The sequence below is a fragment of the Fumia xinanensis genome (assembly GCF_014384905.1).
Taxonomy (GTDB): Bacteria; Bacillota; Clostridia; order Oscillospirales; family Ruminococcaceae; genus Fumia; species Fumia xinanensis.
In genome coordinates this window covers 481,099-497,462 of sequence record NZ_JACRSV010000001.1, presented here as the reverse complement: position 1 = coordinate 497,462, position 16,364 = coordinate 481,099, and the positions used below count along the sequence as shown (strand labels likewise).

Below are 16,364 nucleotides of genomic sequence, written 5' to 3'. Positions count from 1 at the left end.
AATATTCTCCTTACTTTAAATGTCCGTATTCATCAGTCTCAAGCAATTGGCACTCCTTTACTCCGTTATATGATTGTGGAGCAAAGCAGTATATTTTCCCGTCAATGAGCCGAGGCCCTTTTTCGGCAATCCCGGCGCTATCAAAGTAATACCAGCAGCCATCAATAAATTCCCAGTCGCCTTTAAAGGCTCCGTATGTCCAGCCCTTGGTAGTCTCTACCCACTTGTATATTGCCGTGGTGTTTGGGATTCCTAAAAAAGCGGCGGGATTGGTGCGGATGTTGTTCGGCGTCCGCACCTCAAAGTGGCAATGAGCACCGAAGCTGTGCCCGGTATTGCCCATAACGCCCAATTTAGTGCCGACTTGGACTTTGTCTCCTACCTTGACGGTCCTGGAATCCATGTGGCAGAAGAAATATCGGTTGCCGGAAGCGTCGTCTACCCGGACGTAGTTTCCCCACTCCCAGGTAATGTTGCCGCTGGATTTTGGGACCATAGTGGAGGACTTGACGATACCCGCAACGGGGCTAATGATGTTTTTGCTGCTCAGTCCTACAATATCAAGGCCGCCGTGAGAGGCGCTATATCCCTGCGTTACTTTGTAGTTGTCTGCAAAAATCCGCTTCATAGCCTACTCCTTCTTTGCTTTCAGTTCCTTCATAATTTTATCTGCCTCAATCGCTTCAGCAGTAAACGAGTTATTCTTCCACCATGCCCAGAGGGATGATCCCACGGTAAGCAGCAAGGTAAATCCCTCATATGCCTGTTCGTCCGACCAGGGCAGCGGATTGTGCCCTGAAATGGTCAGGATTTGATTGAGCAGCGCAAAAATCAATACGCCTGTCCGTGCAATAGTGCTGATTGATAAGTTTTTCATTCTATTTCCTCCTTTTTCTCAGTAGGTAGCTCCATAAGGCTGTCCATCAGCCCGGTCACTGTCCCGTTGCCGCCCAGATTGTGGTACTGCTCATAGAGCCGCCTCACATTCTCCCGGGCGTAAATGGGGCAGCAGCCCTTGTCCATGTAGTGGTTGTATGCGCTGATGATGCGGTCGCGCAGGAGGGCTTGCATCCCGAGTTTGATTGCCTCCTGCTCTTCGATGCGCTTTGACACACGCTTGGAGAGAAAGCTGAAAGCCGTCCCAAGCCCTGCGAGAATTGAACCGAACAGCGCCTCAAGCCAGTATTTTGCGATAAAATCTATCATACAGGAATATCCTCCACAGGCTCATCAGTAATTGTGGGTTCCTCCGGCGCCACCAGCACCGGACACGCCGCGTCGATCTCCGCCGCGTCCGCTTCGGTGAGCATTCCGCGGGCGATGTAGTTGGCTGTCATGGTGATGATTCCCGGCCGGGAAAACTCCCCGCTTTTGTAGCCGCCGATGATTCCCTCTTTCAGCCATTCTTTCAGGTTAAACATCTAATGTCCCTCCTAATGCAATAATCGCGCTTGTCAATTGGTTGATGATCTTGTTGCTGTCCCGGTTATATGCCACGTCGATTTCTCCTGCGTCGGCATACACCGTTGTCGTGGGATAAACCGCCGGGACTGTCTGCGGGTCGTGCTGAGTGGTGGTTGGGGTTTGCAGTTCATAGTAGATGGTGACGGGGGTTCCGGCGGCGTGCTGGGCGGCTAACCACTCTTTCAATCCCTCCGCCGTAGTGATATTGTGGGAATGGTTGAGACGGATGTACAAAGTACCGCCGACGGCGTTCCCATAGATTCCGTCATAGGTATACGTCTCAGAACCGCTGACAATAGTGCGGCAAATCAGGTGGGTGCAGTCTACAATACCTCCACCCATGGGAAGGCCCAGATAGAAAAAGGAGCTGGTTTCATTGCATTGGTCGGAAAGGATATTCCAGTTTTCTGTCCCATCCAGCGTCTTTTTCCCAATCCTCCGCGTCTCCACCCCCGTCACCGCGTCATACTCATCACAGACGCCGTTTGAAAGGCTCATCAGCGGTTCCAGGGCGAGGAGTGGGTAATCGGAACCGGTGTAGGGTTCGTAGGAGGTAGCGGTAGATCCGACTTCCAGCTGAGGATATACCGTAATTCCAGCCGACAGATCTGTGTTCAGGGAGATGTTAAAATATGCAATGGTAAATTCGGCAGCTTCCTGTAATGTGAAAGTGCCGGTTTTGTATCCCGGCGTGATGTAAAAGCTAACCCCACTGGGCAGCGTTCCGGCACTTAATGTATAAGTTCCTGCCGGGAGACGAATCTCCAGGTTACTCCGTGCAAGATAAATCGATGACGCCCCCGTCCCGTCGTTTACCCCTTGTATCGTGATGGAGCCATCGGCATTTTTGGTCGCGGTGATTCCGAAGCTGGTTTGGGTATCGCTTTCAAATTTGTATGGAAGCAGATTCTTTCCACACACCGTTACCTTCGTTGGCTCCACCCCACTGATACTTGCGATATTATCCGGCGACTTCTCTGCCTCTGGATTTGCGAGGACTTCCGTCGTCGCGCCTTGTACAGCGGCTTTAAGGAGCAGTGTGTTTTCCGCCACGTCGGGTAGGATTACCATTGCGCCGGATTTCTCGCCTACAAATGCATTGGCAAAAGCTTGGCGGGAGTCGGATTTGGTGTAAGCGTCGACTTCGTTATCCCAAATAGCCTCCCCATCTGAATTCCAACGAAGAATCTGCCCAGACTCTCCTCCATGCGGAACATGTTTGTTTCCGCTATCTGTTGGATGCACATAGTTATTGGCGTTTGATTCTACGCCATCTAGTTTCGCCTTGTCTGCCGCACTCATGAATCCCGCCGTGTCTGTAGTCGCGTTAGGAGCAAACTGCATCCAGGGATACCACGTAAATGGCCCTCCGCAAAATCGGATTTTGCAGCCGCTTCCAAATCTGGGCATTACCACTTGTCGCACCTGTTCGCCGTAGCTAAAAACGAGTCCATACAGACCGGTTCCCCCTGCTGCGCCCTCAAAAGTGGGAACGTTTGCAGCATTGTTATCGCTGTAATAGAATCCAGGCTTTATTGCGTCGTTCCAGTCGGTCACTAAAATAGCTTGTTCAAACATTTCTGCGCTCGCTGCTGCCGCCGTCGCGCTTTGAGCCGCACTGTTTTTTGATGCTTCTGCTTGCGCCGCGTATCCCTGCGCGTTTGTAGCAAATAACATTGCTTCCCCTGCGCTGCTTTCCGATGCTGTTGCGCTGTTTGCCGCGCTTGTAGCGCTCGCTTGCGCATCCGATGCGCTGTTTTCCGCTGCGGTTGCAGAATTTTGTGACGCAGTAGCTGATTGGGCTGCTGACTGAGCGGAAGCGTTGGCAGCATTGGCAGAAGCGGAAGCTTCGCTGGCAGAATTGGCCGCATTTGTCTCATGAGTTTTTGCGGCGTTTTTGCTGGAAAGGGCGGATGATGCCGAACTGGAAGCACTTTCTGAGTATCCTTTTGCCTCTTGCACTAATGATGATGCTTGAGTCAAAAACTGGTCGTAAATATCAGGAGTGACGGGAATAACGGGTTCTCCATCTAGCGCTCTTAAAATATTAACCGCGCTGTCCCCTTCTGATTGCCACAAGAAATGGCTCCCATCCGCGCCGTTTCCTTCGACTTTTAACTGCAAATTAAGTTTGCCGGGATAGGATGTCTGTGGCGGCTTGAGTGTCCACCATAAAGTAATCTCTGAATTTCCGACTTGCGGGGAAAAAGAAACAATACTCCTTCCATTTTCAGAATTTTGGCAAACCATTGTAATAGTGTACAAAGATAAATCATTTCCATCAAAAAAGCGAGGAAGAATCAATTTTACTTCCTCACTGTTCTCGTCGTTCTGCACAGCAATATTCTGTATCGCTGTCGGGATGTTGATTTTCCGCTCAGTAATGGTAATCGGCGGCTCAGTATCTGGATTCGCTGTGCGAAGCATTAAATTCGATCGGGCAAAAACCGCTGGTTGCGGGCTCGCGTCTTGTATTGTTCCCGCCACGATAAAACGAGTTGGTAAGCTGTGCCAAAGTTCCGATTCCAGGCCAGAAAATTTAAGGGCAACATGCAAAAATCCCTCTGTCTGTGTCACCTGATTTCCCACACGCCAAGTCAGGATCATTCGATCTCCTTCTAGCTTACGGTCATCTTCACTAATCGGAACATATCCTGGTTCCCCACACGAGGATTTAAAAAGGACATACGCTATCCCGCTGCTGTACAAATCTACTCCGTTGTAGATTCGAGGGAGTTCAAACTCGTAGACCTCTACCTGATTGTCCCCCGTCACGCCGATCATTGTATCATGCTGTTTGATTTCCCTGCCCTCTACTTTAAATCGCATTGGTCTCTCCCCTTTCATGGTGATTAATTTTGACATCTCCCTGTTGTATCTGAGTTACGATATCTTGCAAAACGCAGATGCTGTCCAACAGTAGTTTAAGATTAGTTGTTCCATGCACCTCAACCCGATTCAACGCCTGGATAACAGCTATTAGATTCTTTTCCACATTGTTCTCCTTATGATATTTCGGTAATAATCCCTCGTGTCACTCTGATAAAGGTCCCGTCCGCAAGAGTAAAAGTACCGGTCTGTCCATATTTACTGTCAATATATACTTCGCAGTTGTTTCCGATCCAAAGCCGGCTGGAAGCGTATAGGTCTCCGTATACACTCAAATTAGTTTGTACATAAAGATCACTGTAGTCCACGATAACGTCACCGGATGGGCCTCCAAGGGTGATATCCCCGCGGCCTGAATAGATGGTAATATCCTCTACCGCGCGAATTTCAGTGTACCCGTTAGAATTGTTGATGGTATTCCCGGAACCCCACGACAAAGAGGAACCTGTGATGGAAGAGCCCGTAATGTTACCGGATAAATTCAGATTGCCTCCTGCGTCAAACGACATGACATCACGGCTTCCGTTGTTCACATGTAGCCCGCCGTTATAGATGGTAAGGCCACTATTCTCCGTCAGGGAAACTTTCGTACTGTTTACAGCGGCTTCAATTGAGTTTGCCGTCTGGGTGACAGAAGATACATCGCCTTGTAAATTGCTGACCGAAGTATGTATCCCGGATAAGTCAATATTTATCGAGGAAATTTCTCCATCAATTGACTCCACGCTGGCAGTTAATGAGTTTGCGGTCTGCTTTAAAATAGAAATATCCCCTGTTTCTGCATCGTATAGCCTACTTATCGTCTCATCCACTGTCCGCGTCAGCTCATTGGTTTTTCCTTTGAGATTGGTAATCTGCCGATTGGTTTCCGTTACCTGTGTGGGCCTGACCTGGCTTCCAACAGCTTCCCATTCATCCGTTAGGCCCATTACCCCTGAGAGTTTCCGAGACATAATAACAGCTTTTACCGTCTGTCCTTTTTTGGTGTTTACCGTAATAACTTCTCCCGGCTGTATGAGAGGGCTTCCACGAACTTTCAGTTTATATGGCGTATAGCAAAAATCCTTGACGGCATTAAAAATAGCGGTCACTGCCGGCCTTAACTGACTGTCGGTTTCCGCGTATAAAAGAGGATTATCCGCGATTGTGTAGGCATTTTCACCTGTACCAACAATAACCCCGATATCATTCTCTGTGACCTTTACCTGAACTTTGTCTATCTTTTGTACCTGGTAATCTGAAAAGCTAAGGTCAAAATACTGGGTGTAGTCCGTAGTATGCCCCAGGTCGTTATACCATGAAAGGGCTAAACTGCCCGTCGGCGTAATATAGGCAAACCGCGCCGCTGCTTCGGCAATCCATTGTAACACTTCTCTCCCGGTAATGTCGTCGGCTTCTATTGTTTTGGCAACCAGATAATCTTGATTGGGGAATGTCGCATTTACCAACGGAATCCCTACCTCACTGCATAAAGATTGTAAGAGGCTTTTTAAAGAAATAGGGAAACTCAATTCGGAAAACCACTCGGCAACGGGCACATCAAATTTTGTCATCCGGTCATATGCCTTTACGCTGATGGTCCTCTCATTTTTACGCTCCGGTTTTTCCGCGATAAAATATCCCATTGATTTCAACTCAAAGGATTGCTCTACAAAATCGCTGACCAATTGGTTTTTATACTCTTTTGCATATTCCTTCAAAATGTCTCCTGAGAGCGACCAGGAAGCCGACTGTTCGCAAAAACGGATAACCTGTTCTTGCTGAAACGTGGATAATGATGGAGAAGAAAGCTTTGTAATCTGTGTGTCTGACACCGAATAGGAGGTCACATAAGGAGTTTCATTGTGGCAGCAATACAATTTCCCCTCTACATAAAAAAGAGCCTTGACGGGCTTGTCAGGCTGAGGCAGATTGTCTACAGGAGTTTCGCTTTTCCAGACAGTGAGGTAAGGAGCCCTTCCACTCCCCCCAAATATCCACTCACCATGTGGAAGCACAACATCTTTTCGGGCAGTTCGGTAAATGTCAAGATTGCTCTGTTCGGCTGTTTGGGCCGCCGCCCAGTACTGAAATTCCTTCCCTGCAATATCTTCACTCTGTATTGTCCCATTATAATCCAGTACATCAAACGACAATTCCGAGGCACAGGCGCTCCCCAACGTCAATTCCGACCCTGTGTTGACGCTCTGGAAAAGGGTCAGGTTTTCCTGTATCTCTGCTGCCGTCAACACCATATCCCCAAAGTCCATAAATACCCGCTTTGGGAGGCTGTCATCTTTATAAAGATTAATATCCATCTTTATCACCTATTTCTCGATGCAGTTAAACTTGACGCCCATCCAGTACCCACCATAAAAAACGGCGCTGTACAGATCAGAACTCTTGCTAGAACAATAACAAGTAATGGTATTTGTCCCCTTTTCTGGGTCGAGATAAGTCAGCTCAAAAAACACCGGGGATAGCATTGGGATCAAAAGTTGCATTTCTTCCTGCGTCAACCGGTCATAGGTAAAGGATATCTTCCTTACGCCCTGCCGTGCCCGTTCCCGGTGCAGAGTGCCATCCGCTGTTCGCTCCGCGCTGGTTTCTAAGTCTTCGATGGATACGCTGGCAGAGGTTGGTGAAAAAATGGGCTTTCCGTTGATTTTGTAGATTTCTGAATATGGCAAAAGAAGCACAGTATTCCCTCCTTTAAGCAAAAAAGCACATCAGCATATAGCTTGTATGCTTTAAAGTATAAAAATCAAATATAAAATCAAATACAAAAGTGAATATATACTATCTTGTAAAATTATGTTATTTTATTAATATATTAGTCATTTCTTATAAATATAAGGGGTTGTTTTTATGAAAAAAGTTCTTATTGCATGCCTTGTACTTACTTCCATCCTTTGCTTCTCTTCCTGTACGGATACAAACCAACCTGTAAACAAAACCAGTTCAGATTTGCAGTCAAGTCAAGAAAGCAGCGAATCTTCTGAGGAATCTATCCCTTCTGCTGCAACTGTAGGAGAAACGTTAGAATACAATGGCCTAAAGATAACATTAGATTCAGTTGAAAATTATGTTGACAGCGGAGATTTTATTATGGATGAGCCCGAAGAGGGAAAGCAATTTGTGGTTTTGAACTTCACGGTATTGAACGAAACCGGGAAGGATGATCACATCAACATGTTTTACCAAGAAGCCTACTGCGACGATATCGCAATTGATTCTGAAGCACTACTTTTTAATCACTCCGGAGAAACCATATGGGGCGATGTCGCCAATGGTAAAAAACGGGTAGGATATGTGGCTTACGAGTTACCAGAGGGTTGGCAAAAATTTGAGTTTAATTACAAGGTTGCAGGGAACCAAAAAATGGAATTTGTTGTCACGCCTGATAGCATAGCTTAACAAGTAGGGAGCGGAGAAAAAACCGCTCCCTTTTTTGTTACACTGGAACTTTTCCAGTACGTTTAAATTGATTCTCTCGATATTTCTGTGCTGTTTTACCGACTACATCACCGTCGATTTCTAGTGTTGGGTCAATCTCCCTGATTGCTTCGATTACCTGGTCAATCTTTTGGGCAAATGCCAAAACAAGAGGAGAATTTGCCTCCACCATTAAATCGTACAGCATACTTTGAGGGGCTACAATTTCAGGATTGCTTGACGCTCCTGCGTACTCTCCCATCATTGCAAGGGTAGGCTGCTTGATGACGCCGCCGGAAGCCAGTTTTGGTACTCTTCCAATTGTTACCTCTGGGATAACGCCTACTCGGAAGGAGAATCCCATTCCGATCTTATCAAGGATATCGCTGGCCCCGGAAAGGAAGGAATTTACTTTATTAATAAGGCTGTTAATCCCGCCTATAATCCAGTTAATAGCTTTTTCGACTCCGCCTAGAATTCCATTCCAAATTCCTATAAAGAAATTTCCGATTCCTGTCCACATCGCGTTCCACCCGCGTTTGAAATTTTCACAGAAAGTATCAAATCCGGCTTTTATTTTGTCCCAGATGTTTATGAAGAAATCTTTGACCTTGTTCCAAATAATTTTCCAATTTTCGAGCACACCCTCAATTTGTCGTTTAATCGCGTTATAGATGGTTGTTAAGATGTTACCCAAGAAATGGGAAATCGCATCCCAGATTCCAGTAAAGAAATCTTTAATTCCCTGCCATGCTTTTTCCCAATCGCCGGTAAATATTCCAGTGATAAAGTCGATGAGTCCGCCAAATATTTTGTAAATATCGGCCATTAAATCAGAAATAGTCTTAACCACACCATTAATAACTGTAACAATTACATCGAAAACTGTCTTTAGACTATTGATAACGACATCGATCAGTCCGATAGAATCGCAAAAGTCCCAAATAGCCTTAATGCATTCATACAGCTTAATACCGTATTTCATAGCAGCGTCTACAAGATTCAAAATTCCGTCTACAATTCCAGAAATAATGGATTTAAATCCTTCCCATGCAGCATCAGCAATGGGTTCCAAAAACTTCCAAATTCGGGCTGTGATTTCTCCTAACAGGGTTCCTATCTGTGTAAAGGTTTCGGTATGCTCCGTAAACCAATTCCCTATTTTGGCAAACATTTCCTGCAAAAATACCAACGCATCTTTAATCTTGCCGCCAGCCCATTCCGCAATGGGCACAAGGCCAATGTTGACAAAATTTTGTAATCCAGGTGTGACAGCCTGTACAGCATCATTAAGCATCGCAAAGAGCGAGGAAAGCGTGTTGATTGCCTCATAAACGATTCCGGGGATGTCAAGGGCTATCGCAATAGGAAATACAATGCTTTGTGCCGCATTAATGGACGACATCGCCAATTCAAAGCCGTTTAAAAGGGCGTTTTTCAGGGCGGTTCCATAATCATATGAGTTGACCTGCTTTCCTAACTCAGAAAAAAAGTTTTTGAAGTTATCAAGGACATCTTCAAGCCCCAAATCCATCATCTGGTTCTTGATTGCCTTCAACTTCTCCACAATGGTATCGGCCATTTTCTCATAAGGGCTTTCGCCCTCCGGCCAATCCAATGTGGGAACATCCCATTCATAGCCGCCGCCTGATCCTGCGCCGCCGGTGTCCTTATTAGTATCCTTCTGGATAACTTCCAGCTCATCAAACCCCGCAAGGGCGTTTTTGGCTTTCTTGGCATTGTCGGCTACATCTTTTTCGGCGTCTGCAATGTCCCCGAACCCACCAGCTATGTTCTGCTGTTGTTTCTGTTCGGCCTTGAAATCCCTGCCGAACAGACTATAAGTGAACGTCGCAAGTGCATTTCCCACTCGTTCCAGCAGCACGGCCAGCGCGTTTAGCCACGGAAGTACCGCTTGGATAAATGGCATAAAGGCATTGCCGATTGCTCTTCCTGCCGCCGTTAGCTGGCTTTTCAGGACACGGAGCATGTTGGCTGGGCTTTGTATCGTCCGCGCCATATCTCCTTGGGCGTTGCTGGTCTGTTTGAGGATAGTTAGATAACGGGCAATGATTTTTTGCTGGTCAGTCATTTCCTGACCACTCTTAATCAATCCGTATTGCAATGCCGTTTGTTCGATGTTTGCTGCTGTCAAGGATACGCCGTATTTGTACATTGCTCTGGGCATACCCTGCAAACCGCTCTGCATATTCTCAAAGACCTGAGACGGATCCGCCTCATACAGGGAAGCCATATCATAGGCAAGCTGGGTGAGAGACGTTGACATCTTAAAGGACGTCTTCTCTCCGATGCCCATAGACGTGGTGAAATTCTGCATGGTGGCAAGCATCTGCTTGCTTTCCATAATATCCACGCCAAAAGCCTTTTTTAAGCGCTGGGCGAATTCTTCTGCGGAGCCTGCGGCGTTTTTAAACGCTACATCAAACATATTCTGTATTTCAGGCGCAGAGATAGCAGACTCGATTCCGCTTTTTATAAATCCAAATAGCGCCCGGAAGCCTTTGTACAGCACCGCCGCGGCTAGCACCCGCTTGATAACCTGTCCTAGCTTTAAGAAAGCGCTCTTTGCTTTACTAGCAGACTGTACAGCCACGGTTCCATACTTCTTAGTAGCGGTTATCGCTTTTTCCGTCGCGGCCTTCACACGGTCCATGCCGGCTCCCAGATCGGTTTTTCCGGCATCGCTGTCCAACTTCTCTTTAGCCTCTTCTGCGCGGTTTAAGGACTCTGCCAGTTGGTCTGACTGCCGAATCATCCGGTTTAACTGTCCTTCGGTGTTGAGAATCTGCCCTTCCATCTTTTCTAGGCCGCTGCTGTCTGGATTAGGAGCGTTCAGAGCCTTTTCATAGGCTTCTTTCAATTGAGCCAGCTTTTGTTTCAGTAGCTCTATTTTTCGATTGAGGACTTCAAGATCGGTTTCTCCAGAACCATTAATCTTACCGATTTCTTCCCGAATTCGGCTAATAGAAGCGGCGTATTTGTCCGCGTTTTTATTGAGGTAATCCTGTACATTACCGAGAGGTGTGACGGTCGGAGCAGCACCAGTAAGATTGACTGGTTCCCGAATAGGGCCGTCTGACAGCGATTTATTTTGCTGTTCCAGACGCGCTGTGGCTCTCGCTACCGCCTCTTCTATGTCTCTCTGTTGCTGGATTACCTCTTCGGCTCTTGCCCGGTCTTGCGCCAACTGTTGGGCGTTGCGAGCTTCCTGTGCCTTTTGCTGTGCGACAGCTTTTTCCGATGCGGCTTTTGCCTTATCGATAACAGCCTGTGCTTTTGCCTGTTCTGCTTGGGCTTTCGCTTGCGCAGCAAGCGTCTTTGCCACCTGCTGTTGTACTTTCTGAGCCGCAACCTGGGCCATAGCTTGATATTTAGCCGACTCTGCCTGCATCTTCTGCATAGGAGTGGCCAGTTGCTTCAAAGCGTTCTGCGTTTGCTGGATCTGGGCCTTCATCTCAGGAGTGTTAAATAGGTTCTGCATCTGGGCTTTTACCTTATTCAAATCCTTAAGTGCTTCTTCCACCCTTGCTCTGACCAGTATTTCGAGCTCTTCTACTGTAATATGCACAATATAATCCCCCTTTCTATGAAATACTAAACCCCGAGAAATCTGCGCCAGATAAGCGCCTGTTCTTCTGGGGAGACCGCCCGCTTCTTTTCGACTTTGAACAAATCTGGATACAGTTTTTCTTTAGTGAGAAATACTTGGTGTTTCCCACCAAATGGAGAGATAGAAAGAACCTGCCTTGCCTGATTTTCCAGCATGATGATTTGTTCTTTCGCCCTTTCATTGCGGGCTTTAGATTGCTCGTAAATGTATTCACCCGCCTGTCTGAGGGTCATTTCCTCAAATTCAAGCGGGTGAATTCCTTCTCTGTATGCGTGAACGCGAAATTCCTGAATTATCTCACGGACGCTGCCAGGGCTTGTCCTGCCACATCCGTCGCCACTGTCTTGGCAGCAGATGCCATAATCTCGCCCATATCGAAGCCCACCATCGGATCCTGCGCCATCTTTTTGAGTTCTTCCTCCGGCAGCTTCTCCTTGAAAAAATACCGGTCGTTCATGGCAAGGATTAAATCCTGATAAAGCTCAAAAACGGTTTTTTCATGCTCTTGCTGGTAGTCGTCCAAAAAATCATAGACTTCATTGATGTTTTTAAATTCCTTCTCCGTCAAGGTCAAGAGGCACATCGCCAAGGTCCTCAGTTTCGCATTGTTCGCCTCCTGAAAGAGGAACGTCCGCAAATCCTTGCATTGAAGCCGCTCCTCCAAAAGAGCTACTAACCGGTTCTTCAACTGCAAGGTTACTGTCTTCTTCTCGGTTTCTAAGATCATATACCATTATCCCCCTTCAAGATCCACTCGGAAGGCCGTCCATGGTCGTCGGAACGCTAGATTTCCCGATTTTCAGGGTACATTTCACCATGTCGTCTAATGCAACCTCGCCGAGGCTTACCGATACGCTGCCCTGCCATTTTACAACCAGGGGCTTTGCACTGGATCCGCTGCCTGCGGAGGCATCTGGAAGTTTAACATACCAATAAATTGGATCTCCCGCTTCTTCCAGCGCGGCCAGCGCGCTATACTGCTCTTTGTAGTAAAGCAATTCAATTTCGATGGTCTCATACGCTCTCACACCCTGAACGGCAAACTCTGTCCTACTTTCCAGCGTCCGGTAGGTAATATCCTCCGGCGCAGAAATGATAGTGGGAATACTTTGTACGCCAAATACTTGTTTTAGTCCGGTATCCTCGGTTTCCGCGTAGTAAAGTTCAGTAGTTACCGACGCTACGGGAGGGGTTAAAGTAGTGCTTACTTCTGCCATAATGTCAACTCCTATCTATTTTGGTCAAATGTGTTTGTAATGGCGTTCCATCGGCATTCATAATAATTGCCGAACCGCCACTTTTTGGTAATGTCATCAAATTGTTCCGGTGTTGGAAGATTGGGCTTGAGATTGATTGTAGTGAGCTGCTCTCTCACCTTATCGGCCAAATCCATAGCCTTGTATACATCATCGGCCCAGACTTCTACCTTTAATGAAAAATCATAGCTCCAACCGCTGTATTTTTGCCGGGGAAGCAAATCACTGACTACAACGCATGGAAAACGCGCCTTTGCCGTAGGATTTTGGATCAGGACGTTTTGCGTCGTCAATCCTGGTGTTTCAGCCAATTTTCCAAGAATCGTTTTAAAAACAAGACCGGTATTCAAAGAATAGTGCTTCATCCGTTCACCACACTTTCAATCAGTTCCCGAATTGCCTCTGCAACTGCCCCTATGTTGTTATCCCGCATTGCGAACGCTGCGGGGCGCATAAATGGATGGGGATGTGTGCCCCGGATCATGTAATACCGATCTCCCTCCGGTGTTTCTGCCACCGGGAAATTATATCCGCTCAAATCGGCCATATCCTCGTGTACAAACCACGGAAGACCTGCTGCCGCTTTTTCAGAAATGTGTCCGGGACTTTCTGAATCCATGTAAATACCAGTACCGAACTCCAAAAATCCGGCGTGAAAAAAATCGGTGTAAACCCGTCCGCCCACCTCGGCGTTTTGTACTTTAACGATTTCCACCTTTATTCCCTGATTGCTCTCTCCGCTTGCCACATTCTTAAGCCGATAGGCATAATTAGCGGTGTTTTCAAGGGCAGTCTCAATTCCTTTTCCCGCTGCTTGAACCAGTCCGTTTATAATTCCATTTAATCCGCTTCCTTTGGTTTTACACACCACTTCAATGTCAATCATTTCCTACCAACTTTCTGGCCGTTGCAGTAGTGGGATTACGGATTGTTTTCACTCCGATACGGGATGGAATAATGCTCAACACCTCATAATCACCTGGGCCATAATCATCGTAGGTACTGTCGCCAACGGTGAAAACGCCTTGTTGCTCCGGCTTTTGAAGGTATAGGACATCCCCTTTTTGCAGATCGGGGAGGGAAAGGAAATCTAGGGTAACTACCCTGTTTGTCACCTGTCCAAATATCCGCTGCTCCATTTCGTTTGACATGTATTGAATGTTCACATATGAAAATTCCCGCAGATTGGTATTTCCGCCCTGCGGGATTCCGTCTGTGATCTCTTCCAACGGCGTTGCTGCCCAGATGGTGCATCGGTCAAATAATCGAGCCATTTTTAAAACCTCGGCTTTCGTTCAGATATGGCTACACTTTTCAATTTGGAGAGCAGGTCGCTATAGGTATAGGTCTGTCCTCCTACGGCGCTCCCATCAAGTCCTTCATCTCCGTGGGCGTTGTAGCTCGCGACTGTGTTCTCGACAACCTGGGAGGCAGTTGCGGGCGGCATCTCTTCATCCTCACTGAGCCGGAGGAAGGACGCTGCCACGCTGTACCAGTGTTCAAGGTTAATTTTGAGCAAGTCGTCGTTTACCGGCCCCTCAGGGAGATAAGTTTTTGCTTTCAATAAGTATTCCTGCTCGTTTTTCATAGCCCTCCTCCAAGATTAAGCCCCAGCAGCTACTTCCTTCGTATTGACCGGATTGGATGCATCGTTGGCAATAAACACACTGCGGCTATATGCAGGTTTGGTAAAGCTCTGGGAAATGCCGGTGAACTTACCATGATACCATTCAGGGCCATGGTCTAAGCCGATCTGTCCAAAGAGCTGATACTTTTCTCCCGCTCCGGTTTTTGCCAAAGGCTCCAGGAAAAAGTTACCCTTGCCGGGAACCGGCTGATATACGGGAGCAATTACGCTGAGATTCAACAGGAGCGCAGTTCCCTTAGGCAGGCATTCGCCTAGATACAGGTAAACCACACCGATGGGTGTAATGACGCTGGAAAGAGCAATACCGTTGATTTCACGTGCAGCGGGTACCACAGTCAACCCGTTTTGTACCGCATCGGCGTTGATCTGGAAAAGCGTTGTAGCGTCGCACCACAATGTCAGGCCGTCAGTAGGAGCGTTGGCCCCATAGATTTTCTTCACCATATCGGCAATGTCCCACAATCCCAAGGGCTTGCTCCCCATTGCGGTGGTATTGGTGGTAATAGCCGTGACAAGGCCCCTAGTCTTATTAACTTCGCTGTCAGTAGTAGCCTTGTTATATGCACCATTAATAAAGGTGTACTCAATATCCCGGTTTACCTTCTGAACTTTGGTCGCGACCTGAAAATCCAGCTCATTTACAGGGTTTGCCGTCTGATTTGCGATATTAACGCCAGACAAAGTTCCCATGTTGGACTGCTTGGCGTACGAAATTCCGACGGACTCCTGGAAAATCTGGGTGACATTGGTTTTCTGGGCGCGGGTCACAACACTGGCATCGGGAGCTGTTAAAGAAGCGGTTTCGCTAATTGCAGGCTGTGCGCCATCCCCACCTGCGGTGTATTCCTGTCCCGTTACAAACTCCACATGGTTTGTGGTTTTCGCCCTGCTTCCAATAATTGAGGAAAGCGGGGTTCTGGTGTTGCCCTTATTAAAGAGCATACCGGAGTAATTGAGTACTCCGAAACTGGTTGCAAACTGATCTGCCATAAAATTTCATCTCCTTGTTATTTTTGGCTGTTGGCCAATCGCGTATAGTACGCAATCGCCGTCATGTCGTTGTTCTCCTGAGCCTGTCTGAGCAGCTCCGAATAATCGGTTCTTGTGTTGCCCTGCACATGGGTTTCAGGAGATGCTTGTTTAAGTCTGCTGTTGACTTCCTGCTGTACCGATACTTGGAACAGTTTAGACATAGATTTGATTTGATCGCTGACGGTTTCGGCGCTCATTGCCTTAAAATCCAGCAGGTCAAGCAGCTCTACAGGAAGATTTTCCTTCCCTGCAAGCTTGACTGCTTCGTCTTTGAGTTTGTAGGCGTTAAGCTCTGCTTGTGCGTCCTGTGCCTGCTTAATAGCCTGTTCCTTTTCATAGTTCAGGCGGTCTTCAGTGGACATTTTAGCGAGCTTTGCTGCTTCGGTCTCCTGATTTTTCATGGCTGACACAGCATCGTTAGCCGCCTTTATCCGTTCGGCATTGACGATTTTATTGACCTCATCCCGTGTGTAAGTCTTTTCCGTCTTTTTGGCCGTCTCTTCCTGCGAAGCTGCATTCTCATTGCCGGATTCCGTTTTGGACTCTCCAGCTTTTGAGGCCTCTTCCGTTGCTTGTGCGCCTCCATCCGAATAACGCCGCATCAAAATCTGTCTCATTTCGTCTTTCAGCATTGTGTAACCTCCTTGCGTTCACGCCCGCCGGCATATATTTGAGTTCACGCCCTCCGGCAAATAAATATATACGAAAAGAACGCCAGCCACCCCGAAGGACAACCAACGTTCTTGACGTCAAAATATGTAATTTTTAGAAGTACTATTTTCGATTATTCTTGCTTTTCCCAACCGATACAGCCGTACCGATAATGATAGCGATAACCTCCGCAAATATCGTGCAGATAACACCCGCCCAAAACGGATCTACATACATAGCTTATTCCTCCTTTGGTTCAAATTGTATTCCGTGGTCTCCTTCGTACGGATTATCGTGCGAAACTTTACCCGTCCAAATTTCAGGTGGGATTCCATCTGGAAAAGCTTTACATTGGTACAAGTCGTCCGAATGCATTTCC

At 47.2% G+C, this 16,364-nt stretch carries 18 protein-coding genes; 1 reads left to right on the top strand and 17 read right to left on the bottom strand.

Annotated features, from left to right (window positions below; genetic code table 11):
* Positions 1-10 precede the first annotated feature (10 nt).
* From H8710_RS02395 to H8710_RS02365, 7 genes are all read right to left on the bottom strand, one after another.
* Positions 11-628 carry a M23 family metallopeptidase gene (locus tag H8710_RS02395; RefSeq protein ID WP_249293807.1) on the bottom strand — a complete coding sequence of 206 codons (618 nt, stop codon included), beginning with the start codon at positions 626-628 and terminating at the stop codon, positions 11-13.
* Between the two features lie 3 nt (positions 629-631).
* Entirely contained in the window at positions 632-877 is a 246-nt protein-coding gene (locus H8710_RS02390) for a phage holin (RefSeq protein ID WP_249293806.1), read from the bottom strand.
* Positions 874-1,206, bottom strand: a complete 333-nt coding sequence (locus tag H8710_RS02385) for a hypothetical protein (RefSeq protein ID WP_249293805.1) — start codon at positions 1,204-1,206, stop codon at positions 874-876. Before H8710_RS02385 ends, H8710_RS02390 begins: the two co-directional genes overlap by 4 nt.
* Positions 1,203-1,421, bottom strand: coding sequence for a hypothetical protein (locus H8710_RS02380; protein ID WP_249293804.1), 219 nt, complete (start codon positions 1,419-1,421; stop codon positions 1,203-1,205). The genes H8710_RS02385 and H8710_RS02380 overlap by 4 nt, the downstream gene beginning before the upstream one ends.
* On the bottom strand, positions 1,414-4,293 hold the full coding sequence (locus H8710_RS02375; protein WP_249293803.1) for a pyocin knob domain-containing protein: 2,880 nt from the start codon (positions 4,291-4,293) through the stop codon (positions 1,414-1,416). The genes H8710_RS02380 and H8710_RS02375 overlap by 8 nt, the downstream gene beginning before the upstream one ends.
* A 176-nt stretch (positions 4,294-4,469) precedes the next feature.
* Positions 4,470-6,650: a DUF4097 family beta strand repeat-containing protein gene (locus H8710_RS02370; protein ID WP_249293802.1), complete on the bottom strand. Its 2,181-nt coding sequence runs from the start codon at positions 6,648-6,650 to the stop codon at positions 4,470-4,472.
* 9 nt (positions 6,651-6,659) lie between these two features.
* On the bottom strand, positions 6,660-7,031 hold the full coding sequence (locus H8710_RS02365) for a hypothetical protein (RefSeq protein ID WP_249293801.1): 372 nt from the start codon (positions 7,029-7,031) through the stop codon (positions 6,660-6,662).
* A 169-nt stretch (positions 7,032-7,200) separates the two neighbouring features.
* Between H8710_RS02365 and H8710_RS02360 the strand changes: the two genes are divergently transcribed.
* Entirely contained in the window at positions 7,201-7,749 is a 549-nt protein-coding gene (locus H8710_RS02360; RefSeq protein WP_249293800.1) for a DUF4352 domain-containing protein, read from the top strand.
* Between the two features lie 37 nt (positions 7,750-7,786).
* Here the strand turns inward: H8710_RS02360 and H8710_RS02355 are convergent, their stop codons facing one another.
* The 10 genes from H8710_RS02355 to H8710_RS02310 all read right to left on the bottom strand — a co-directional run bounded on the left by H8710_RS02355 (position 7,787) and on the right by H8710_RS02310 (position 15,966).
* Complete coding sequence (locus tag H8710_RS02355; protein WP_249293799.1) at positions 7,787-11,356, bottom strand: phage tail protein; 3,570 nt, start codon at positions 11,354-11,356, stop codon at positions 7,787-7,789.
* Between the two features lie 26 nt (positions 11,357-11,382).
* A complete protein-coding gene (locus H8710_RS02350; RefSeq protein ID WP_249293798.1) occupies positions 11,383-11,553 on the bottom strand; it encodes a hypothetical protein in 171 nt (56 codons plus the stop codon).
* 137 nt (positions 11,554-11,690) lie between these two features.
* The gene (locus H8710_RS02345) at positions 11,691-12,125 is read right to left on the bottom strand and encodes a hypothetical protein (protein ID WP_249293797.1); all 435 of its coding nucleotides are present in this window, start codon (positions 12,123-12,125) and stop codon (positions 11,691-11,693) included.
* A gap of 16 nt (positions 12,126-12,141) precedes the next feature.
* On the bottom strand, positions 12,142-12,615 hold the full coding sequence (locus H8710_RS02340; protein WP_249293796.1) for a hypothetical protein: 474 nt from the start codon (positions 12,613-12,615) through the stop codon (positions 12,142-12,144).
* 11 nt (positions 12,616-12,626) lie between these two features.
* Entirely contained in the window at positions 12,627-13,019 is a 393-nt protein-coding gene (locus H8710_RS02335) for a hypothetical protein (protein WP_249293795.1), read from the bottom strand.
* Positions 13,016-13,540: a hypothetical protein gene (locus tag H8710_RS02330; protein ID WP_249293794.1), complete on the bottom strand. Its 525-nt coding sequence runs from the start codon at positions 13,538-13,540 to the stop codon at positions 13,016-13,018. Before H8710_RS02330 ends, H8710_RS02335 begins: the two co-directional genes overlap by 4 nt.
* Positions 13,533-13,928, bottom strand: coding sequence for a hypothetical protein (locus H8710_RS02325; protein WP_249293793.1), 396 nt, complete (start codon positions 13,926-13,928; stop codon positions 13,533-13,535). The genes H8710_RS02330 and H8710_RS02325 overlap by 8 nt, the downstream gene beginning before the upstream one ends.
* Before the next feature lie 2 nt (positions 13,929-13,930).
* Positions 13,931-14,242 (bottom strand): hypothetical protein, encoded by a 312-nt coding sequence (locus H8710_RS02320; RefSeq protein WP_249293792.1) that lies wholly within the window; start codon positions 14,240-14,242, stop codon positions 13,931-13,933.
* Positions 14,243-14,257: 15 nt separating this feature from the next.
* Positions 14,258-15,292, bottom strand: coding sequence for an SU10 major capsid protein (locus H8710_RS02315; RefSeq protein ID WP_249293791.1), 1,035 nt, complete (start codon positions 15,290-15,292; stop codon positions 14,258-14,260).
* 17 nt (positions 15,293-15,309) lie between these two features.
* Complete coding sequence (locus H8710_RS02310) at positions 15,310-15,966, bottom strand: capsid assembly scaffolding protein Gp46 family protein (RefSeq protein ID WP_249293790.1); 657 nt, start codon at positions 15,964-15,966, stop codon at positions 15,310-15,312.
* Between the last annotated feature and the right edge of the window lie 398 nt (positions 15,967-16,364).

Coding starts and splice junctions, on each gene's coding strand:
- H8710_RS02395 (WP_249293807.1), bottom strand. CDS start 628: ATGAAGCGGATTTTTGCAGACAACTACAAAGTAACGCAGGGATATAGC.
- H8710_RS02390 (WP_249293806.1), bottom strand. CDS start 877: ATGAAAAACTTATCAATCAGCACTATTGCACGGACAGGCGTATTGATT.
- H8710_RS02385 (WP_249293805.1), bottom strand. CDS start 1,206: ATGATAGATTTTATCGCAAAATACTGGCTTGAGGCGCTGTTCGGTTCA.
- H8710_RS02380 (WP_249293804.1), bottom strand. CDS start 1,421: ATGTTTAACCTGAAAGAATGGCTGAAAGAGGGAATCATCGGCGGCTAC.
- H8710_RS02375 (WP_249293803.1), bottom strand. CDS start 4,293: ATGCGATTTAAAGTAGAGGGCAGGGAAATCAAACAGCATGATACAATG.
- H8710_RS02370 (WP_249293802.1), bottom strand. CDS start 6,650: ATGGATATTAATCTTTATAAAGATGACAGCCTCCCAAAGCGGGTATTT.
- H8710_RS02360 (WP_249293800.1), top strand. CDS start 7,201: ATGAAAAAAGTTCTTATTGCATGCCTTGTACTTACTTCCATCCTTTGC.
- H8710_RS02350 (WP_249293798.1), bottom strand. CDS start 11,553: ATGCTGGAAAATCAGGCAAGGCAGGTTCTTTCTATCTCTCCATTTGGT.
- H8710_RS02345 (WP_249293797.1), bottom strand. CDS start 12,125: ATGATCTTAGAAACCGAGAAGAAGACAGTAACCTTGCAGTTGAAGAAC.
- H8710_RS02340 (WP_249293796.1), bottom strand. CDS start 12,615: ATGGCAGAAGTAAGCACTACTTTAACCCCTCCCGTAGCGTCGGTAACT.
- H8710_RS02335 (WP_249293795.1), bottom strand. CDS start 13,019: ATGAAGCACTATTCTTTGAATACCGGTCTTGTTTTTAAAACGATTCTT.
- H8710_RS02330 (WP_249293794.1), bottom strand. CDS start 13,540: ATGATTGACATTGAAGTGGTGTGTAAAACCAAAGGAAGCGGATTAAAT.
- H8710_RS02325 (WP_249293793.1), bottom strand. CDS start 13,928: ATGGCTCGATTATTTGACCGATGCACCATCTGGGCAGCAACGCCGTTG.
- H8710_RS02320 (WP_249293792.1), bottom strand. CDS start 14,242: ATGAAAAACGAGCAGGAATACTTATTGAAAGCAAAAACTTATCTCCCT.
- H8710_RS02315 (WP_249293791.1), bottom strand. CDS start 15,292: ATGGCAGATCAGTTTGCAACCAGTTTCGGAGTACTCAATTACTCCGGT.
- H8710_RS02310 (WP_249293790.1), bottom strand. CDS start 15,966: ATGCTGAAAGACGAAATGAGACAGATTTTGATGCGGCGTTATTCGGAT.